At 68.2% G+C, this 20,665-nt stretch carries 13 protein-coding genes (1 of these 13 running past the window's edge); all 13 read right to left on the bottom strand.

Going from position 1 to position 20,665, the window contains the following annotated elements; genetic code table 11:
• Positions 1–47: 47 nt before the first annotated feature.
• Positions 48–350 (bottom strand): hypothetical protein, encoded by a 303-nt coding sequence (locus AB0H50_RS22910; RefSeq protein ID WP_357456025.1) that lies wholly within the window; start codon positions 348–350, stop codon positions 48–50.
• A gap of 28 nt (positions 351–378) precedes the next feature.
• Complete coding sequence (locus tag AB0H50_RS22905) at positions 379–678, bottom strand: WXG100 family type VII secretion target (RefSeq protein ID WP_357456022.1); 300 nt, start codon at positions 676–678, stop codon at positions 379–381.
• Positions 679–766: 88 nt separating this feature from the next.
• On the bottom strand, positions 767–1,546 hold the full coding sequence (locus AB0H50_RS22900) for an ESX secretion-associated protein EspG (RefSeq protein WP_357456019.1): 780 nt from the start codon (positions 1,544–1,546) through the stop codon (positions 767–769).
• 5 nt (positions 1,547–1,551) lie between these two features.
• Complete coding sequence (locus AB0H50_RS22895; protein WP_357456016.1) at positions 1,552–2,523, bottom strand: PPE domain-containing protein; 972 nt, start codon at positions 2,521–2,523, stop codon at positions 1,552–1,554.
• 17 nt (positions 2,524–2,540) lie between these two features.
• Positions 2,541–2,837, bottom strand: coding sequence for a PE family protein (locus AB0H50_RS22890; protein WP_357456013.1), 297 nt, complete (start codon positions 2,835–2,837; stop codon positions 2,541–2,543).
• A 12-nt stretch (positions 2,838–2,849) separates the two neighbouring features.
• Positions 2,850–4,217: a hypothetical protein gene (locus AB0H50_RS22885; protein WP_357456010.1), complete on the bottom strand. Its 1,368-nt coding sequence runs from the start codon at positions 4,215–4,217 to the stop codon at positions 2,850–2,852.
• Positions 4,217–4,558 (bottom strand): type VII secretion target, encoded by a 342-nt coding sequence (locus AB0H50_RS22880; protein ID WP_357456008.1) that lies wholly within the window; start codon positions 4,556–4,558, stop codon positions 4,217–4,219. The genes AB0H50_RS22885 and AB0H50_RS22880 overlap by 1 nt, the downstream gene beginning before the upstream one ends.
• Before the next feature lie 125 nt (positions 4,559–4,683).
• On the bottom strand, positions 4,684–4,995 hold the full coding sequence (locus tag AB0H50_RS22875; protein ID WP_357456005.1) for a YbaB/EbfC family nucleoid-associated protein: 312 nt from the start codon (positions 4,993–4,995) through the stop codon (positions 4,684–4,686).
• Positions 4,996–5,028: 33 nt separating this feature from the next.
• The gene (locus AB0H50_RS22870; RefSeq protein ID WP_357456002.1) at positions 5,029–5,343 is read right to left on the bottom strand and encodes a hypothetical protein; all 315 of its coding nucleotides are present in this window, start codon (positions 5,341–5,343) and stop codon (positions 5,029–5,031) included.
• A 175-nt stretch (positions 5,344–5,518) separates the two neighbouring features.
• The gene (locus tag AB0H50_RS22865; protein WP_357456000.1) at positions 5,519–6,316 is read right to left on the bottom strand and encodes an ESX secretion-associated protein EspG; all 798 of its coding nucleotides are present in this window, start codon (positions 6,314–6,316) and stop codon (positions 5,519–5,521) included.
• Entirely contained in the window at positions 6,313–8,346 is a 2,034-nt protein-coding gene (locus AB0H50_RS22860) for a hypothetical protein (protein ID WP_357455997.1), read from the bottom strand. The genes AB0H50_RS22865 and AB0H50_RS22860 overlap by 4 nt, the downstream gene beginning before the upstream one ends.
• Positions 8,347–8,613: 267 nt before the next feature.
• Positions 8,614–9,276: a hypothetical protein gene (locus tag AB0H50_RS22855; RefSeq protein ID WP_357455994.1), complete on the bottom strand. Its 663-nt coding sequence runs from the start codon at positions 9,274–9,276 to the stop codon at positions 8,614–8,616.
• Positions 9,276–20,665: the end of a LuxR C-terminal-related transcriptional regulator gene (locus AB0H50_RS22850; RefSeq protein WP_357455991.1), read on the bottom strand. Its footprint extends 39,907 nt past the window's final position; 11,390 of the gene's 51,297 nt are visible here — the last part of the coding sequence; the start codon falls outside the window, past its right edge; its stop codon occupies positions 9,276–9,278. The genes AB0H50_RS22855 and AB0H50_RS22850 overlap by 1 nt, the downstream gene beginning before the upstream one ends.

Genomic DNA, 20,665 nt, shown 5'->3' with positions numbered 1-20,665 from the left:
CCGGCCACCCGCGAGGGTGACCGGGGCTTTCTCGTTGCGAACCCGGATCAGAAGGAGTTGTAGACCTTCTTGTCAGCGGCGAACGCGTTGTTGAACGCGCCGTCGATGGCGTCACGCAGCCTCTGGATCTTGAGGTGGGTGTCGCTGAGGCCCTGGCCGTCCTTGCTACCGACGCCGAGCAGTTCGTCGGCCTTGGCCTTGAACGACTCCAGCGCCTCGTTCTCCTCCCACGCGACGTTGATCAGCTTGTCGCGGGCGGCGACGAAGGCATCCTTGTAGCCGTCGAGATCCTTGTAGTACTGGTCCATTTCGCTGATCAGCTGATCGTGGACCGCCTTGGTGTACTTCATGGCGGGTACTCCTCTCCCGGAAAGTGCGTCAGATCAGGTTGGTCAGGGCGTCGACGTTGGTCGGGTCGACGTCCGCGAGGGTGGTGTTGCCCTCTTGGATCGTCTGGTTCAGCGCGTCGATCTTGCCGTTGATCTCGGTGGCCTCGGCCTGCCAAGCCTCGGATGCCTTCTGGCCGGCCACCGCGGCGTCACCTTCCCAGCCCGAGCGGGCCGCGTCGAAGGATTCCTGCACCGCCTGGATGGTCTTACGGATACCTTCGACAGCCTGGTAGTACTCGTCGACTACCTGGGCTGCCTGATCCGCTGTATAGCTGGTCTGTCCGGACATCGTTCACCTCTTCATGTCGGTGGGTATTTCGTGTTCCGCTGCGCTGGCGCCGCGGTGGTTCGGTCGGTTCGTGAGTCCGATGCGTTAACTAGGGCATCCACCTTCCTCCGGGCAAGGTTTCGATCAGCGCCGAGATCGCCTGGGCGATCCGGTGATCGGTTCCCGGGGTGAAGGTCGACCAGACCCGCAGGTCCGGCGCAGCGCCGGGGCTGGCGGCGATCCGACCACGCGAGGTGTCGTAAACCGCTACCGCTCCGGACGTTCTGGTGGTCACGCCGTCGTCGTAGGCGTAGGCGACGATCTCGGCGTGCGCGTGGCAGCTGGACATGGCCAGCCCGAACTCGATGGCATCGCGTTCGGCCACGCCACGGGCGTAGAAGATATCGGAGTAGTCGCTGGATCTCGTTGCCTCATCCAGTCTTTCGCGCAGTTCATCGACCGGGGCGCTGATGCTCGGGATATCGGCGGCCGGGGCGCGGCCCAGCGCGTCGAGCACCGGCCGGGCCAGCGCTTGGCCGCCGCCGTCGCACCAGATGGTGCCCACGTCGAAGGTGTCGCCGGTGCGGGTGGCCAGCGCGTGCTGAGCTCCCTTGCGCGCCACGCAGACCTGCCGGATCCCCGACTCCGTGTAGATCCGGGCCGCGAGCTCACGCTCCGGGTTGGCCAGGATGAACAGCGCGTCGGTCAGGTCGGCGGCGACATCGTCGTAGGTGTTGACCAACCCGGCCGCGCGCAGGTCGGCGATCGCCTGGTCGCGCGCGGCCTGCCAGGCATCGACCGAATCCTGCTGCGGTCCGACCCCCAGCACCAGCGGCAGGGTCTGCACGCCGAGCAAGTCGGACACCGCTAGGAGCCCATCGTTGGTCATCGTCGTCATGCCGCCCCCGGTGCCGTGGTCTTCGGTGCGGGTTCGGCGGCGCCGCCGATCACCGCTGGGGCAGCGGCGAATCCGGCTTCGACCTCGAACGGCTTGTCCGGCTGCGCGGAGGCGGCGCCGGCCCGCAGAGCGCGGTCCTCGTCCTGCATGGCCGCGGCGGGCGCCATCGCGGCCGGGACGCCCATGCGGCTCGACGAATCTCCTGCCACCGGAGCCGTTTCCACGGGCAGCGGTGTCGGCTCGGCGGTCGCGGCGGCGGCCACGGCCTGCGTGGTGAACGCCGTCTTCGCCCGCGGCGGCGGTGTCACCCGGGCGAACGCCGCGGCGAACGAAGTCGGCAAAGCGGTCGCGGGCATGGCCGTAGGACGCACTTCGGACGCGGCCCGCTCGGCTTCCAGCGCGGCACTATTGGCGATGACCGGTGGCGCGGTCTGTGTCCACGGCGTCTCCAGCGGCTTGGTCGCCTCTTCATAGACGCGCATGACCCGGGCCGCATTGACCTTGGCCCGATCCTGTTCGGCGTCGATATCGGCGGCCGCGCCAACCAGGGGCGCACCCATCCCGGCGCCGATCGCCTCCACCGACTTCTTCGCCTCTTCCAGGGCGGCGATCTCGGCGACGTGCGGCATGGCCAGCCGGGCCACCTCGTAGGCCAGCGCTTGCGAGCCGGTCTTGGTGGCGTTCTGGGCCGCGGAACCGGCCGCGTCCAGCAGCCACTCCCGCAGTTTGGTGATCCGGTCCAGGATCTCCGGGCTCGTCTCCGAACGCCACGATTCGCCGATGGCCTTGACGATCTGGTCGTATTCGAGCACTGCGGCACCGAAACTCACGCCAAGGCGAGTCCAGGCCTGGGCCGCTTCGGCCATCGGCACCGCGCCGCGACCGGTAGTCAGATCCTGGGCGAGCTTCTCCGTTGGCCTGGCTTCCCAGACCACGCCGGTGAAACCAGGGATCGGCGGTTCGACCATATGTCCCCCGCCTCGCGCTAGGCCGACGTCCCGAGACCAGCGGCGTTCTCGGTATCCATCACCACTAGCGACTGCGACTGCGAGCGCAGCGCTGCGGCCAGTTTGCGTAGTTCGAGAACGCCGGCGGTCGCGGCTTCGTCGTAGGAGGCGGCCACACCGCGCAGGGTCTGCGCGGCACGCTGCGAAACTTCGTCCAGCCCAGCGGCTTCCACGGCCAGAGCGGGCGTGTTGGCCTTCAGATCGGCTTCCAACCGGTCCGCGAGGGCGTCGAGTGCGGTGGCAGACTTGACTGCCCCGGCGCGATCGAATTCCATGACGTCCTCCTATCAGAGGGTGAGTGCCTGGTCCGGCGGTTCGTTGAGTCCATCGGCGTTGGCCGCGCCGACCACCGGCAGCGAGGCGCCTTCGATATCGCCCACCACCTCGTTGCCGTGCGAGGCGGACACCAGGTCGCCGCGCAAGCCGTTCGCGGCATCCTCCGCGCCGCGGCCCATGCCCGCGGCCGCCATCGGCGACATCGGCATCATGCCGCCCGGCGAGCTGGCCGCCGTGGTGCTGCTGCTGCGGGCCGCCGAACTGGCGCCGGCCTGCATCGCCGAGGCCGGGTTGCCGACGCCGTTCGCGCCGGCCGCGCCCAGATTGCCGACCGTGCGGCCGTCGACCCAGGGGCTGAGCTGGCGCGCCGCGGCGGCCACGGCACCGCCGCCACCACCGAGACCGCCGAGACCACCGCCCGCACCGGACTTGGCGGCGTTCTTGCCCAGCTCCGCCTGCTCGAACTTGTCCTTTTCCAGCGCCGGGTTGGTGGAGGCCACCGGGTTCAATGTCTTGTGCAGCGAGACAGCCGATTCCATGCCGGACTTCACCGTGTTGGTCAGCGTGGGAATCATCTGCATCAGCATGCTCAGCATCTGCATCTGGTCCATGCCCTTGGGGGCATCGGTGACCGGCACCTTCTGGCCCGTGGCCGTCATCTCCGCGCTGTGCACGGTCATTTCGGCGCGCGTCTTCGCCACCGTCGCCGTGGCCTCGGCCATCGTCTCGATGGTGGAGGCGACCAGGAAGGCCTGGCCACCGGGGGTCGAGAGGAACGGCGCGGAGGCCGCGACCTGTGCCATGTACTTGGCGATGATGGCCGCCATCGTCGCGGCACCGATGCCGACCGAGGTCGCGGCGGAGGCGACACCGGCCGACTCCTGCGCGGCCTGGGTGGCGATCTTGCCGCCATCCTTCTGCGCCTCTTTGCCTTTTTCCTCGGCGGCGGCCGCGGCCTGACTCTGCCACAGCTGCATCGCCATCGTGAGCGCCGTGCTGCCCAGCTGCACCACCGTCGAGACGACGCTGGAGACCTGGCTCAGTACCTCGGTCGGGTCGATGACAGGAGCGGCGGCCGGATCGGCACCGACTGGTTGCGCAGCCGGATCACCGGTGGCCACGGGCGCGGCGGCCGGTGCGGGAGCGGGGAATTGGCCGGTGCCGAAGGTGGCGGCCAGATCGGTAAGCGGCTTGGCCAGCAGGGACAGGTCGATCACCGGCAGCGGCGGCAGGCCAGGAATCGGTGGCAGCAGCGGAATTTCGGGCAGCTGCGGCAGGCCCATGTCCGCGAGGACATTGTTCACCGGCCGGTCCAACATCGGACCCACCGCGCTCTGGCGCAGCATGTCCAATACCGACTGATCGACCAGCTCCGACATCAGGCTCTACCGACCGCGTCGATGTCGGAGCCCGAGAGCCCGTCCGTCACTTGGTATTCGGTGGCGGCCTGCTGGCAGGTCAGCGCCGTCATGCCGTGCACGTAGGCCAGCTCGGCGACCGAGGTGAGGTGATTGGCCTGCGCCACCGCGAAGGAGGCGAGGAAATCCTGGCCGATCAACCCGAACACCGGGATGGCCGCGGCCATGGTGGCCGCCTGGTTCACCGAACCGGCGCTCGCCACGCTGGCGGCACACGCCGCGGCCGTGTCCGCGTAGGCCCGAATCGCGTCAGGTTCGGCGGCCACGTGGGGCCAGGGATTGATGTCAAAACCGTTAGGCATCGGAAACACCCTCTGCGCGAAAATGATTGGAACGTCCAGTCCGAATATACCGGATCACAGGATGACTCGCGCAGTAAATATTCGGGTGGAAAATCTTAAGGGAGAGTAAATCTTTGGTGCCGACGCTAAGCCTGAGCTGCGGATTCTTCATTGAACTCGGTGATGAGCTCACCCATCCGGGCCATGGCTTTGGCCGCCGCGCGATGGGCCGTGGAAACCACCGCCTGCTCGAATTCACCGGGTGACATTCGCGACACCGCACTGGTGAATCGCAAGTCCCGCAAGGCTCCGCTGCCGTCGACCTCGACGGTGACCGCACCGTCCTCCGACGACTCCCGCTCGCGCACCTTCGCCATCTCGTCGCCGAGATCGCGCAACCGGTTCAGCGCCCGCTGCGCCCGCGCCTCGATCTCGTCCATCACCGGGTTGGTACTCATGCCTCCGCCTCGCTGACGCCGCGTTCGCTCATGTCAGGCTTCCCTCAACCAGCTCTGCGGCTCTTCGTCGTACTCTTCTTCCTCGACCCACTCCTGCGCCGCGACATCCTCCGGCTTCGGCAGCCCGGTCAGTGCGAGCTGTTGATTGGTCAGCCCCGCCGACTGCAACTCCTCCCGCCGCGCCAGCCCGGCCCGGTTCGCCGCCTGGCGGCACAACCGCATGATCTGATTCGCCAGCTCGGCCGGATCCCGCCGCAGCTCATCCGCTTCCACCGAGATAGCCAGCGGCAAGCCCTGTTCGGTGGTCCGCACCGAAATCGTGCCACTGATGTTCGCCGCCGTGGACATCGCATCAACCCCTCATCGCTTGTTGCTCAGTGTATGTCCCCGCCCCGGGGTTCATACCCGCTCGTCCTTTATCGCACGGGCCACCTCGGCGATCTCGGCGTTGATCGAAGTGGTCCGGCGTATGGCGTCGACGCCGACGACTACCGGCGGCAAACCATAGCCACATCAAGCTGAATCAGGCACGGTGCGAGAGTCTCTCGTCCTTGATGGTCTGGACAACCTTCGCGATCTCCTTGTTGATCATGACCACGAACTTCTTTTCGTCGACGGGTTGCGCGACCGGCGGCAGGTCCGGAGCGATCAGATATCTGCCGTCGTCGGGCAGATCCCGCCATTTGAGCTCGAGGGTGAGCCGTCCACGCGGGCCGTACACCGAATAACCCTGGCTCACGCGCACCACCCCGCGCGACGCCGCGACCGTCTTTTCGAACCGTTCCCCGGACACCGGGGTGGAGCCGCCACCGTAGGGGTCGTCCCACAGGCCGGAGCTACTCGTGTCGACCATTTCTTCGCTCTTGGGCACCGGCAATCTGATACTGCCCTGTTTTCCCGGTTCGACTTTCGGCAGTTCAGCCACCACCGCATCGGCCAGTTCCAGTGGCTCGCATTCGGTGACGGTGAAACCGGCGGCGTGCTCGAAGGTCTTGCCGGTCACCTGCTTCAGCACGTACCCGCGGTCGCCACGCCGGACCGCGAGCACCCGGACCCAGCCTTCCGCGCGCTCGTACTCCCGCTCGTCGAATCCGCGCACTTCGAGAGCGATATCCGGTTGCAACACGGCCTCGGAAATCTCATCGAGCACCCGATCGTCCTTGCCCCGCCACCGTTCCCGAACAAGGTGCAACGCACGTTCGTATTCATCGGTGGTCTGCATTTCGCAGATGTAGGTGAACGGACGCGGGAGAATCGTGGCCCCGGACCGTGACCACAGGGCCATGAACTCGGTGTCGGTGAATTTCCAAGTGCGACTCACTGTTCGACCACCGGCCTGACCACCTTCGGCGCCTCGCCGAGCAGTTCGTCCAGGTGCTGGTCGGATTCGAGGTAGGAAGGACGCTTGTAGTTCTGCTGGCCCTGGCCCGCGCCCTGGCCCGCCGCACCGGCGGGGCCGGGGGAACCGGGCATCGCCTGCGCGGCTGCACCGGCCCGGCCGAGCGCGCCGAGACCCGTTCCGGCGGAGGTCACCGCCGTGGCGGCGCCCGCGCGGGGGAACAGCTTCGCGGCTTCGGTCAGACCTAATCCCTTTGCCAGGGAGCCGGGGCCAGGCCCGGGGCCACCGAGTTTCGACGCCAAGTCGCCCACCTTCGGCATGCCGTTGGCCAACGCGTTATGCGCGGCTTGCTGCGCGGCCGCCAGCGCCTCGGTCGCACCCTTCTGGCCACCCTGGAGGGCTTCCTGCACAGCCTGCTGCGCGGCCTGCAAACCTTGCTGGGCGGCCTGCTGTGCCGCCGACGTGGCTTCCTTCGCAGCGGCTTGCGCCCGCTGCTGCTTCTGGTAGGCCTCTTGCCGCGCGGCCTCGGCCTTGGCGCGCTGCTCGGCCTCGGTTTGCCGACGCTCGTTGGCGGCTCGCTGCGTCTTCTCGTAGGCCTCTTGTTCCGCCGCGCGCCGGGCCGCGTCTTTGCGCTGTTGCTCGGCGAAATCCGCGGCCCTCTTCTGCTCCTGCTCGGAGCGCTCCGTCGCTTTCGCCTGCGCCTTCTTCTGCTCCGCAGTCAAACCGGGAGCGGGGCCGGGGCCTGCCTTGCCTCGGGCAAGAGCGGGGCCAGGACCGCCAGCAGGGCCAGGACCGCCAGCAGGGCCAGGACCGCCGGGCTGGCTTTTCGCCAGCGCCTGCTTTTCTTCCTCGGAGAGCTTGCCGTCGTTGTTCGTGTCCCCCTTGACCTTCTCATCATCGTCGATCTTGCCGTTTCGGTTTTTATCTCGGGAATCGTAGATCGGCGGGACGTCCTTGAATGCATCCGTCGGGTAGACGAGGTTCGGAATACTCTTGGACGTGAAATTGACACCGCGCACATAGGTTTCGCCGAACATCTGCTGCCGGTCGGTCAACCAGTAAGTGGGGTCTTCATCTTCCGTCTTGTAGGGCGGAGCCCAATAGTGGGTATCCTGTAGGAACTCCGCGACGTACTTGAGCAGGGAATGGTGCTGCGCGGCGGATGTCGCGAGCGGTTCGAGAGAGAGGCGATAGTTGTTCAGGGCAGTTTTGATCGCCTGCGCACCTTCACCCTCCCAGACCTTGTCCCCCGCAGCCGGGTTCAGGTGATTTACAACCTTGTTACCGAACTCCACACTCCACTCTTCGATTCTTTTTCCGATATGTTCCCATTCAGCAGCATCATCGGCGACCATATTCGCGACGACGCCGCCCTCCAGGTACTGTCGGTTCGCATAAAGAGTAGCCCATTGTTTATTTTGGACTTCCCCGACACCCGCGTTCCGGGTGCCCTTGATATCCGGCTGCTTCCGATTATCCTTTACATGAAATTCACTATTGTAATCGCCCGGCGCCTTTTTCCGAGTGGTCGCCATCCCGTCTTCATCATAATTCCACCCCTTGCGATGATTGTTGTGACTACCCTCGCGCTGAGTGAGGGCACCAGGGGCCTTTCCATCGGAGTAGTGCGTGTCTTGGAGTGGGGTCGAAATCCCGTCCAGCTGACGGATCAGGTCCTCGACGTTGCCCTCCTCGGTTTTGGCCATGTTCTTGCCGGCCGCAACGACAGAATCGAGCATGTCGTCGAGGATCTTGTGGTGCGCGCCGAGGATGCGATACATCTCCTGGCCCTGCTTACGGAACACCTCGGCGAGCTCCGGACCCGAGGATATGGCGGGCGTGGACAGGTCGGCCAAGGAAGAGAGCGCCATGGCATTGTTCCGCAGGGAGAACAACCTCCATTGGAGATCCGAGATCGCCTGCCCCACAGCGATCGCCGCCTGCGGATCGAACTTGATCCAACCCGCGTCGCCCGCACGTTTTTTGATGTCCGGCCAGGGGTTGTTGGGCATTTCTAGGTCTGGGATCGAAGGTCCCGAGCCCCCGCCGTCATCTACCTTAGGTGGCATGCCTCGTACTCCTCGACTATCTCCGAAATTCCGGGACTGTCATGTGTGCCCGTGTGCCTTCTTGCGTCCATCCTGTCACGAAACGGCGGTCGGAACATCTCCGCACGATCCGTAAGCCCCAGTGACGCAAAGGGTCCGGGCGTTCGGACATTATCGCTCGTTCGTTGCTATCCGAACATGGTGTCCGCCAAGGAAAGTCTCAAGAAACTGTTAGGGAATATGCGGGTAGTGGATGCGGTCGTCGTCGGACAACTCGGTGATGCGGAGTTCGCCCGCTCCCCCGCAGATCGGGCACATCCGTGACCCCTGGCAGGTGGGGCAGCGGTGGCGGCCGGTGGCGGTGGGCGCCTTGGTCCAGCCGGTGCCGTGGCAGGTGGGGCACAGGCCCTGGCCGTCGCATTCGTAGCAGAGGACGGCGCCGTCGCTGACGGTGTCCGGGGTGACGGCCGGGGCGGGGCGAGCGGAGGGTGGATCCGGCTGGTAGAGCTGGATGTTGGGGGTTTCACCGAGCAGGACGATGCCGCCGTAGCCGTCCTCGATGCGGGCTTGCAAACAGTAGCCCTCGCGATCGCCGCGGACGATGACGACGGTCGGGGCCTGCGGATCACGCTGGACCTGGACGGCCCAGCCTGCGGTGTGCAGCACCTGGGCGGCGCGGTCGGCGCGGGACGGATCCGGTGGGCCGGACAAGTTGGCGAGGGCTTCGAACCGGTGGCGGGGCGGATCGGCCCAGTCCACCTGGCTGGGATGCTTCGGGATAACCACGTACGGTGCCGACCCGGGCACGAGCTGGGCAGCGAACCAGCGCATCTGGCCGCGGAGGAACTCGGCGGAGCGGTCCAGCCACTCGCGCACGCCGTCGATCTCCGCCATTACCGTGCACCACCTTCGAGATTAGCCGTTGCCGGACGGTAACCGGCAGGCCTGTACACGATCACCATACGGTCGGTGGGCTGCGGCGGCGAGTATTTGGCCATGGCGTCCGGGTTGAGCACATTGCTGGCGCCGGTGTCGATGGTGAACAGGTATTCGTCGCTGCCGTCGCCCTCGAACTCGGTGTGCTCGATCACCTCGAAGGCGGCCGCGAGCGAGGGCGGCAGCACGCGGCTGATGGCGAGCATGAGCTTGTCGCCCTGGATATGCCCGCGGTCGCCGGGTTCGCCACCCTCCACCAGTTCCGACTTCATGTCCCACTGGATTTCGATGTGCGCGCCGGGCACCAGGGTGTGCGGCAATTGCCGGGCCAAGGTGTCGTAGTCGATGTCGCCGTAGTGGGCGCTGACATTGTTGATGTAGTAGCGCGCCACGCCACCGTTGCCGCCGACATTGAGCACCGCGCCGTGCAGCAGGAAGTCGGCCCACACCATGAGCGAACCCGGGCGGGTCAGCGGACCGGCGTCGAGGATGCCGAGGTTGCGGCGGCGCTGGCCGGCGTCGGCGTAATCCATGGGCAGTTCGGTTTGCAGGATGAGGCCGCGACCGGAGGTGTCCTGCGCGGGCGTCAACTCGACCGCGAACCCACCGCGCCCGACACCCACGTCCACGGTGTGGCCGCCCTCGACCGCCGCGGGCACCGACGGGCGCGGCACGAACCGCACCGGATGGCTCTGCTGGGCGGGCAGTCGATACTGCGCGCGCGGACGCGAGAGCACGTCGACCGAGGACCGGCCGTTGGCCTCGTCATGGATCACCACGACGTATTCGATGTCCAGGCCGGCCAGTTCGGCGCCGCGGTTGGCCCGGTCCATCACGTGGAAGAACTCGAGCATGGACATGGTCGCCCCGTGTGGGTTGGTGGCCAGGGTCGGGAACTGCACCTGCCCGGTCGTCCGATCCAGCAGGCCGCCGACCCGGTCCGGCATCTGGGTGTAGGCGCGGGCCGCCTGCCGCATCCGGTCGAAGTCGATGGCCTGATTGATCTGCTGCATGTGGCCCGGGGTGTGCTGCACCTCGGTGATCGCGGCCTCCAGCGCGGACCGCCGCCACTCCGGGGGCATCGGATCGTTGAAAGCGCGTTTGATCGGAGCCAGGGCGGCGACCAGGTCGTCGGCGCTGAACAGTTCGGCCGCTTCGAGCTGTTTGCGGATGGTGCTGACGTCGCGGTTGGCGAAGATCGGCTCGAACAGGCGGCGGCACTGCTCCTCGCGCATCCTGGCATTGAGCGAAAGCCCTTCCGCCATCAGCACTTCGGAGGCGTGCTCGCTGGTCAGGAAGCGGGCCAGCTGGCCGAGGTGAGTGAGCGCGGCCTCTTGGAACGCCGGGTCGGTCAGTGTCTTCCCGAAGACGGGCCGGAAGGCGACGGCGCCACCATATTCCAGCCTGATCCGGCGCGAGAGCTCCGGATCGTGGGCAGCCAGCGCTTCCGCCGCCGGACCGGCCGGGTCCACGTCCATGCCCAGGTGCGCGATCAGGTCGTCGAAGTCGGCCCGGATCTCGGGGGTCAGCTTGCTGCGGGCGGGGTCGAAGATCGACTGATCCAGCTGGGTGGCAAGCACTTTCAGTTCCGCGAAGCGCGGACCGGGGTGCTGGAATTCGGGGTCGGTCAGCTGCCGGATCCGGGTGAGCATGTGCGCGACCGCCCGGGGCACGTCCCGGGTGCGCAGTCGGTCGGACAGGATGATGTCGAACGCGGCACCGCCGGGACGCAGCTGGAAGCTTCCGACCTCGTCGCCGATGGTGCTGTCGACCTGCACGTGGACGGTGCGGCCGTCGGGCAGCATGAAGTGGCCGTCGCGATGCCAGCCGGTCTCGGGGAGCATGATCGCGCGGAGCATGTTCTGCACCGCTTGCCGGGCCACCTTGGTGGTCAGCACGCCGTCGTCGGCGGTGCGGCCGTTGCCGTCGAAGTTGCCTACGCCCTCGATGATTTCGCCGAAACCGTCCGGTAGGACGACGATCTTCGGTTGCGACGGCTCCAGGTACTCCGGCCCTTCGGTGTCCGGTTCGGGCTCGAGATTCTCCGGTCCCTCGACCTCCCGGCCGGGCACGACCGCTTCCGGCAACGACGGATCCTCACCGAGATACTCCGGACCCTCGACCTCCCGGCCCGCCACAACCGCTTCCGGCAACGACGGATCCTCACCGAGATACTCCGGACCCTCGGTACCCGGCGCGTTGGGCAGGATCTCGGTCGGCGGCACCGGATTCGAGCCGCCGAGACTCGATTCGCTCGACTCGGTGGACGGTCCCGATACCTGCTGATGCGCGGGGGTCGCGGGCTGGGTAGTGCCAGGCAGCTCGACACCGGGCATGGTCTGCGCCTGATTGCGCTGCTCGGCGGGGGCGACGCTGGTGTCGATCATGGTTGGTGCGTGCGGCACCGCGGGCGTCGCCGGGGTGGGAATCGCGGTGATCGTCTCGGCGCCCGCCACCAGCTCGGCGGCCGGGTCGATGCCGAGCTTGTGCGCGATCCGGGCCACATAGGTGGCCACGGTGTGCTCGGAAATCCCTAGCGCCTCGGCGATTTCGGCGTTCGACCGGCCGGCGAGGCGCCGGGTGCGCACCTCGGTTTCCCGGGGGCTCAACCCGCCGTGCCCTTCACCGGACGACGGCCGGAGGGCGACCTCGGCATCCATCGGCAGGATGCCCGCCCGCAGCGCCGTCGCCACCATGCCCGCCCGGCTGCTGATGCCCAGGATGCGGCCGATCCGGACCAGGTTGTTCTTCACCACCGACTCGGTGGTGTCCAGGGCCAGCCCGATCTCTTTGTTCGACCAGCCGTCGGCGACCAGCGCCAGCGCCTCGAGCTGGATGGCGTCGAGCGCGTCCGGCCCCAGCCCGCCTTCGATCTTCGCGGCGACATCCGGCTCGGAGAACGGTACAAGGCCTCGGCGCACGCCGATGGCCGCCAGCGCGGCCCGGTCGCCGGTGCCGAGCTTGTTGGCGATGCCGGTCAGGTGGGTGTGCACGGTGGCGTCGGCCATCGTCAGCCGCTGCGCGATCTGCTTGTTGGTCAGGCCCTCGGCCACCAACTCCAGCACTTCGGTTTCCCGGGCGGTGAGGTCGGTGTGGGTGATCAGCTGATCCGGGTGGGCCGCCGGGTCGGCGGCGTGCTCGGTGCTCGGCAGCAGCGCTTTTCCATTGGCGCCGTATGCGATCGCGGAGAGCTTGCGTGAGCCTGGGGTCACGGTGCCGGGCACGTACTCGTGCCACGCGCCGTTGTCGATATTGGGATCGCTGACCATGACTTTGCCGTGGTCCAGCCGCATCATGGACAGGTGCGCGACCTCCATGTCGCCGATCGAGTACTCCTCGACCAGCAGCATCGCGGTCGCCGGATCGTCGGAGTCGGTCAGCCGGGCGGCGGCCGCGTCCCTGGAATCGATCTGCCGCATCCGGCCGTGCGCGTAGTTCTCCTCCACCTCGAGCGGTGTCCGGCCGGAAAGCTTCGACTCGGCAGGAACGGTGACATCGAGCCCGGCCTCGTCGGCGGTGCGCATGGTCTGGCGGACGCAATCCTCGGCCAGGGCTTCCGGCCTCGGTTGTGGCGCAACCGGTTGCGGGCTGGTGAAGGCCGAGCCGCCGTCGGTGCTGTCCGAGGCCGTGCGGGGCCCGCTCTCCCATGGCTGCGCCGACGGCGGCGGGGTGCCTTGGCCGCCCGCCTCCCGCCCGAGAACACGATCGGTGAAACGCCGCAGCAGACCCTTCCTCGGGGCCTCGCCCTCGGATTCCGCTGCGCGGCTTTCGGTCTCGGTCTGCGGCTCCACCGCTGTCCCGGGCTCCACCGCGGCGTCGCCGTCCGGCGCAGGCGCAGGAGTGAGCGCGGCGATCAGCGACGGCGGGACCAGCGGCGCGATCCGGGCCGACCCGTCCTGGAGCAAGTCGGCGAGGTACTCGGTGAGCTGCTCCGGGCTGGTCCCGGCCAAGCCCTGGAAATACTGGGACAGCACATCCGCCGGATGACCGGAATGGGTCGGCGGCGCGACCCGCCAGCCGCCCGCGCCATCGGCTTGCAGCCGGACCTCGAAGCGCGCGGCCGGGATCAACAGCACCTTCTCGACAACCTTGCCCGCGGGACGGGCGGATTCGCTGTGATCGCGGATCGGGAGTGGAATCCGGCGGGTGACCAGCTGGTGGGTGACCGCGGCCGGATGCGGCTCGGTGATCGACGGATCCGCTTGCACCATGCGGAAACCCACGTGCTCGTAGCCGTGTGCCAGCGTGCCGGTTCCGTCGTCACGGGCGACGATGAAGGCCTCGGTCCCGAACAGCTCCAGCCACTGCTGGACGCCGAGATCGAAGGTGAACGACGGATCCACCTCGGACCGCAGCCGGTAAAGCAGATAGCGATTCAGCATCTGCGGCGTGACCTCGTCGTACGCCGGCGCGCGGAACATGCCTTCGGCCTCGTTCGGCAGCATCTCCGCCACCACGACCTCGCCGTCGGGTCCGAGGGTGACCGACAGGTATTCGAGCTCGTGCGAGCCCCGCCACAGCACGCCATCCCAGCCCGGCTGCTCCAGCTCCAGGTCGCGCAGCAGGTCGACGTGCTCCCCCGGTTCAGCGAGGACCAGCAGGCGTGCCTTGTCACTGCCCGGATGCGGCGGGAGCAGCGCGAGCCGGTCCGCGAGCGGGCCCGCGTCCACCACCCGTTGCGCGCCGGGGTTTTCGGCCAGCACGCGAGCCATTTCCCGGCCGAAGACCGCGGCGTCGATCCCGGGCGTGGCCGACTCCAGCTCGACGGCGATGGCCGCTTCGATCGCGGCATCCAGTGCGTCGAGCGTGAGGTGGGTGCCCGGAGTCTCCTCGGTATCCCACGGCAGGCGTCGGTTCAGGTCCTCGCTGGCGAAGCGAGCCAGGTCCAGCGCGATCTGCGCATCCGCCGGACCGGTTTCGACCAGGTACGCCTTCATCGCCGCGAGTCGCCGCGCGGTGGTGTCCTCGGCGGCCAGATACGTCTGCTCGGCCGGACCGCGCGGTACGAACACGCCCGCGGCGCGCTGCCGCATCAGCTCTTCGACAGCCTCGACGAAGCGGGCGGCCTGCTTGTCCAGCTGGGCGTTCGTGAGCTCCGCGGCAGCCTCGAGATCCGCGACAGCCTCGGAGGTAGCCTCGATTGACGGAATACCGTGTGCGCGATCCCATTCCGAGCCGAAGAATTCCTCCAGATCGACGCCGTCGATCAACGGGCCGTTGGCGGCCAGCTGCTCGCGGATCGTGCGGGCCGCGAACCGGTAGGCCACCGCCTGCATCGCCGCTTTCGGCACCTGGCTGTCGTCGCGGAGACCCGTGTAGTCCGACTCCACCGTGTAGACGTTGCGCAGCACATTTTCGGCGCGGTCGTAGGCGGCGTGGAAGGCCTGCGCCAGCGGACTACTGGAGTAGCGGCTGTACCCGCTCATCTCGCGCCGGTGATGGAAACGGCGGGCTTCGGCTTCGGCGCGCAGATCCTGCATCGCCGCCACATAGTGGCCGCGGCTCTCGGTCAGCAGAACCAGCGGGTCACCGCCGGCCGAACGCGCCGCATCCGCCAGGTAGGCGGCGATGACCAACTGGTCACCGTTGGATATCGGACCGCGGCCGAAGGGCAGCACGAGAGTATTGGTGGTGGCGTCGTAGCCCGCTTCGCGCGCCAAGTTCTCGCGGCCCATGGACGATTCGGTCGACTCGAAACCGAACCGGATCCGGACATTCAGGCGCTCCAGCGTCCGCATGGCCCACCGGCCGGTCTCCGTGGCCTGCAATTCGGCCCGGACGATACTCATTTCGCTGTTCGCCGTCTGTTCCAGCGACGGCAGCATCGACCGATGGGCGATCTCCAAATCGTCCGCCGGAACCTCGACCCGGTCGCCCGAGCGTCCGTTGATGGCGTCTATCCCGTTCTGAATCCCCGCGTAGCGCGCCCGCGCCCGCTGCCACAGCTCGGTGAGTTCGACCAGCGCACCCACCTGCTGCCGGGAATGCGCGGCCCACATGTAGATCTCGGCGCCCCGGAAGTGGTCGTACATGGCGTCGATCACGAAGCGCAGCCGCGCCGCCCGGTCGGTGGTGTCGGGCATCGCGTCGACGCGGGCGGGCGTCATCGCGTTCATCTGGCTCTGAACCCGATCCCAGGCGGTCTCGAGAGCGTCGATCTCCCGCTGCACCGCCGCACCTTCGCGCATCAGACGCTGCCGGGCCCGCACCTGCTCCACCGACAGGTCCAGACCGCGGCTCATGCCCTGCCTGCTCTGCCACTGCCCCTCGAGGGTTTCGCGCAGATCCGTTGCCGCGAACTCCGCGCTCTCCAGCAGCGCGTCGACTCCGGCCACCCGCCGCACCCGGCTCGCCAGCGCGTCGTCGGTGCCAGGGGCCACCGGAGCCTCCGCGTAGGCGGCGCGGTAAAGGGCGAACAGGCCCCGCTGGAACGCCAGATCGGCCGGGTCGGCGCCGGACAGATCGGTCCGGGCGAAACCGGCTTCCTGGACCTGCAGATCGAATTCGGCCTGCCAGGCGATCGCCGTGGCTTCCGCGCGCAGCCACGGCTGCACGAACGCGTCCCGATCCATATCGCGGATCAGCATCGGCTCGGTTTCCACCGCGTCGGCGGCGACAGCTTGCATCCGCGCCGCGTGCGCGAGCACCTGCTCGGCCACCGCGATCACACCGCGTCCGGTGGTGTCGATCGTGATCGCGCGGACCCGGCCGTGGAAATGATCCCGGTCGCCGAACTCCACGTGAGCCTCGGCGTTGTGCAGGACCGCCATGGCTTCCTGGCCGATGGCGGTGCGGAACAACAACTCCCACACGGGGTGGGTGGTGCCATCGGGCTCACCGGCGACCGGCGGTCCAAGCAGCGGATCCGGTGGTTGTGACCCGAGCTGCACCCGCGTGGTCCGCGGCTCATCCGCGAATGGGTCGTCCGGATCCGGTTGCGCAGGCCCCTGATCCGACGGGCTCTTACCGACGCGCAGGTCGCCGTCGGGCAGCGGGGTGGTGCGGTCGCCGACATTCTGGACGACCTGGCCGTCGCGCCACACGACCGCCCGCGTGCGGGCGGTCTCCGCGCCGGAGCTACCGGTCAGCTCGGCCAGCGAAACCCGGTCGCCCGCGGCGGTCCGGAACCAGGCCAGGCCATCGGCGTCCGGGCTGCCCTCGTAGGTGACGCGCTGTCCGTCGACCTCGAAAACGTTGTCGCCCCGGTATTTCACCGTGTACGCGTGCGCACCGATTCCGGTCTGCTGGTCGGCGGTGTGGCGCTCGTCGAGCACCCAGGCCATCGCCCCCGGCCCCGCCTGGTGGATCAGGCCCTCGACCAGGTTCGCGTGCGCTTCGTGCGCTCCCGCGGTATCGAACCCTTCCGGCCGAGCCCCCCGCAGCAGCCCTTGCACGTCCCGCCACTGCCGCCCGAACGGACTCCGGGTTTCCGGATCCGGCAGGCCGGCCACATCACCCTGATCCGCGACAACTCGGCCAAGCGACCGATCGACACAGTCGGCGACCGGCAGCGCGTCCGCCGCCGGATCCGACGGAACAGGCTGCGAGGCAACGACATCTGGCTCACCGAACTCGTGCCCGCCGTCGGACCGCGGCCCGTGGGCCGAAACCGCCGCGCCATCGATCGGCTGCGCGGTCACCCGCGGATCGTGTGCGGCGCCATTCCAGCCGCGAAGTCCCTTGGCGGCCTGCGCGATTCCGTCGCCCGTGAAAGCCGCCGCGGCGGTGGCACCGACGATGCCGCCGGTCCCGGCGGCGGCCGCCGCCTTCCAGCTGACGGCACCGGCGGTCCTGGAACTCGGGGCACCCGAGCCGACTTCGGCAGTGGCCCCCAGCCCCGGGAGATTCGCGGCCATGGCGGTACCGGGAGCCGCGCCAACCCCAGCGGCAGCCGCAGCATCCCAGTTGACCTCAGCGGCGGTCTCCTGACCCGGGAGATTCGCAGCCATGCGTGCACCGGCAACCGCGCCTACCCCTGCGGCAGCCGCGGCATTCCAATCGACGGTGCCTGCGGTGCGCGCGAGGTCCAGGCGGATCGGTGGCACCTTGCCGGTGCCCTTCGCCAGGTTGTCGTCGTAGTGGACTGTCTGGTCGGACAGCGCGTCGAGGCCGGTGGGCGCGTGCGCCGGTACGGGCAGGTTCGACAGGACCTCGGCCACGGCGTGCAGGACCCGCGCCGACTCGGGGTTCGGCATCAGTTCGGCGAGGGCACGCAGGCGTTCCGGCGCGACCAGGCCGGCGATTCGTCCGGTGTCGGCCGCCGCGTCGAACGGTGAACCGCAGGCTTGCCAGAGGGTGTGCTCGTGCAGGGTCAGTTCCAGCGTGCCCGCGTGATCGCCCTCGTTGGGCACCCGGACCGGCAGCAGGATCTGCGCGTGCTCGCCCTGCGGCAGCATCAGCCGGAAGGCCTGCCACAGGGTCCGCAGGTCCGCGTCCGCCGCGAAGGCTTGCGGATTGGTCTGCGCCCAGTCGGTCAGCATGGCGAAAACGACCTGGTTGATGCCCGACGGCGGCGAGAGCTCGACGATGCCGTGTGCGTTGAAGCCGCGCGCCATGATCAGCCACTTGAGCGCGTAGGCGGCTTCGGCGTAGGCGGCGCGGGCCTGGGTCGGGTCGACAGCCGGCGCGGATTCGGGACCGACGGCCTCGGCCACGCCGACAGGGACTTCGGCGGGGACCAGCACCGCGGTGAGAATCGTGTTGCCGCGCACCGCGAATCGACCGTGCATCTCGGTCAGCGGCAGTCCGTCTTTGCCGGTGGCCTCGACCATCAGCTGCACGTGGAAGGTGCCGGCCTCGATATCGAAGCTGACGCGCGAGTTCGTGAAAACGTCGCTCAGGCGCAGGCTCTGGTCCCCGGTCAGGGTGTACCAGGCCTTGAAGATGCTCTCCTTGGCGGAGAACAGCACCTTGTCCCAGGCCACGCCGGAATCCGGCAGGCAGTCCAATTGCTCTTGCACCCAGAGCAATTCCTCGACGCGGCCCGCGCTGAACATCATCTCCCGGACCGATCGATTGTCCTCGGCGTCGATGCCCACCGACCGGAACTGCGCCGAATCGCCCACCACCGCGGCGTAGTAGGTGTGCTTGGTGGCACGGTCGATCGTCTTGTTGGTGAGGCTACCCACCAGGTCGTCCGGGAACACCGGCTCGCCAAGCGGTCCGCGCCCCACCGGCACATCGTGGTGACCACGGCCTGCCATCGCGCGCCGGGCCGCGGTCCGCGTGTTGGCCTTCTCCCGCACGAAGAACGGCGGCGATTTCTCGTCCAAGACGATGGCGGCTTCCTCCGGCAGCAAGGTCGCGGTCGGATCATCGCCGATGATCTCGCAGGTGGACAGCTCCGGCAGCAACTGACCGACGAGCGAGCCCACGGATTCCCCGTCGACGAGCACACCCGCGACGGGCGCCGGATGCACCGGGCCGGTCTCGTAGGCCTGGTTCTTGCTGGCGTTGACGCCGAGATCGGCGGCGTCGAAGATGTCCTTCGGGGTGAGGCCGGGCAGGATTTCGGTGACGCCGACGTGCAGGCCCATGCCGCGGTAGGCCGCGTCACCCGGGTGCTTCGGGTGCTCGATCAGGTCCAGCCCGTGCTCGGCGGTGTAGGCGGCGACCCGGGCTTCGATTTCGGCGAGGATGCCGGTCAGTGTTTCCTGATCGATGCCGATGACGACGGCGGACAGTTCGTCACCGCCGGTGCGCATCGGCACGACGGCGCCGCCCGCCGCGTCGAGGGCGTAACGGAACGCCTCGGCAATGCCGCGGAAGTGCACGTTGGCGGCCTCGGCCCGGTTGTTCATCAGCGCGTTGAGGCCGCTGAGGTTGGCGATATCGGCGGACAGGTAGAACGCAGGCGCCCCGGTTTCGGCGACGAACTGCTGCGCGCGCATCACCTCGGCGGTCTTCACGCCGGAGAGCCGGGCGTCGTAGAAGTCGGTGACCTCGTCCCGGGCGACCGGGCGATACATCGCCTCCGCCACGAGCTCGGGCGTCAACTCACCCAGGGCGTGCAAACCCTCCGCGAAGGCGAAGCGGCGCAGTTCGTCCGGCGACGGGTAGCCGGCGAGCGCGGGGAGGTTGCGGTTCAGTCCGCCGAGGGCGAGTCCTCGCGGCGCCGCTTCAGGTCCGCTCGCAATTCCGCTTTGGCCGCCGCTCGCTTGTCCGCCAGCTCGCGTTCCAGTTCCTGGATCCGTCGCGCCCGCTGTTCCGGTGTCAGCCCGGTCAGCCCCAGTCGCTCGTCGCGGCTCTCCTGCGACATCGGTCCTCCCGTTCTTGCTGGCGTCGACGCCGAGGTCGGCGGCGTCGAAAATGTCCTTGGGGGTCAGGCCCGGCACGATCTCGGTGAACCCGACATGCAGGCCGACACCGCGATAGGCCGGGTCGCCCGGATGCTTCGGGTGCTCGATCTCGCTGAGCCCCTCTTGCCGAGCATAGGCAGTGACGCGCCGATTCACCTCGGCGACGATCTCGGTCAGGGTCTTCTCATCGATGCCGAGCACGATCGCGCCGACCTCGTCACCGCCGGTGCGCATCGGGATCACCACGCCGCCGGAGTCCTCCAGCGCGGTACGGAACGCGGTGGCGATGCCGTGATAGTGCGGGTTCGCCGCCTCGGCCTGGTCGTTGAAGAACGCGTTGAGGCCGCTCAGGTTGGCCACGTCCGCCGAGACGAAGAACGCGGAAGCGCCGGTGTACGCGACGAAGTTCTGCGCCCGCAGCACCTCCGCCGTCTTCAGCCCGGAGACCCGCGCGTCGTAGAACGCGGTGACCGCGTCCCGCCCAACCGGCTCGTACAGCGCCTCGGCCACGTCCTCCGGTGAGGAGAGGTCCGTTTCGCGAACCTTCTGTTCGAATTCGGCCCGGTGAACGTCGTCCGGGGACAGGTAGTCCGGGGCGGGGTCGGTTTCCGGAGGTGCGGGCGTATCACCCTGCGGCGCAGTGGGATCGGTCGGTTCGGCCGGATCGGTGCCGGGATCGGGGTCGGTGCCGGGATCCGGATCACTGTCAGCCATCGAGCGGATGAACCAGGTCGATTTGCCGCGACCGTTGGCGAGCGGCGCGTAATCCCAGGCGTCGGTCTCCGTGTGCAGGATCCTGATTCCGCGTCCGCGTTCGCCGTAAGCGGCAGCATCCTGCTTCTGCCGTTCGGTCTGGTCGGCCGATGCCGGTGCGTCGTTGTCGCCGGTTTGGGCGACAGCATCCGCGGCGCTGTCCACAGCCGCCGCCAGCTGAGCCAGATCCATCCCCTCGAAGCCGTCTTCGTCGAGATTCGCCAGCATCGCGTCGACATCGGACTGCGGCGACGCCTTCGAAACCTGCTCGGCATCGGCAACCGCGCCCGCCACGT

The sequence above is a fragment of the Nocardia sp. NPDC050793 genome (assembly GCF_040654065.1).
GTDB lineage: Bacteria > Actinomycetota > Actinomycetes > Mycobacteriales > Mycobacteriaceae > Nocardia.
Note: the sequence above shows the minus strand (reverse complement) of the source record. Positions and strands in the feature narration are given on the sequence as shown.

Excerpts from the sequence above, each read along its gene's own strand:
- AB0H50_RS22910 (WP_357456025.1), bottom strand. The coding sequence starts at position 350 with ATGAAGTACACCAAGGCGGTCCACGATCAGCTGATCAGCGAAATGGAC.
- AB0H50_RS22905 (WP_357456022.1), bottom strand. The coding sequence starts at position 678 with ATGTCCGGACAGACCAGCTATACAGCGGATCAGGCAGCCCAGGTAGTC.
- AB0H50_RS22900 (WP_357456019.1), bottom strand. The coding sequence starts at position 1,546 with ATGACCAACGATGGGCTCCTAGCGGTGTCCGACTTGCTCGGCGTGCAG.
- AB0H50_RS22895 (WP_357456016.1), bottom strand. The coding sequence starts at position 2,523 with ATGGTCGAACCGCCGATCCCTGGTTTCACCGGCGTGGTCTGGGAAGCC.
- AB0H50_RS22890 (WP_357456013.1), bottom strand. The coding sequence starts at position 2,837 with ATGGAATTCGATCGCGCCGGGGCAGTCAAGTCTGCCACCGCACTCGAC.
- AB0H50_RS22885 (WP_357456010.1), bottom strand. The coding sequence starts at position 4,217 with ATGTCGGAGCTGGTCGATCAGTCGGTATTGGACATGCTGCGCCAGAGC.
- AB0H50_RS22880 (WP_357456008.1), bottom strand. The coding sequence starts at position 4,558 with ATGCCTAACGGTTTTGACATCAATCCCTGGCCCCACGTGGCCGCCGAA.
- AB0H50_RS22875 (WP_357456005.1), bottom strand. The coding sequence starts at position 4,995 with ATGAGTACCAACCCGGTGATGGACGAGATCGAGGCGCGGGCGCAGCGG.
- AB0H50_RS22870 (WP_357456002.1), bottom strand. The coding sequence starts at position 5,343 with ATGTCCACGGCGGCGAACATCAGTGGCACGATTTCGGTGCGGACCACC.
- AB0H50_RS22860 (WP_357455997.1), bottom strand. The coding sequence starts at position 8,346 with ATGCCCAACAACCCCTGGCCGGACATCAAAAAACGTGCGGGCGACGCG.
- AB0H50_RS22855 (WP_357455994.1), bottom strand. The coding sequence starts at position 9,276 with ATGGCGGAGATCGACGGCGTGCGCGAGTGGCTGGACCGCTCCGCCGAG.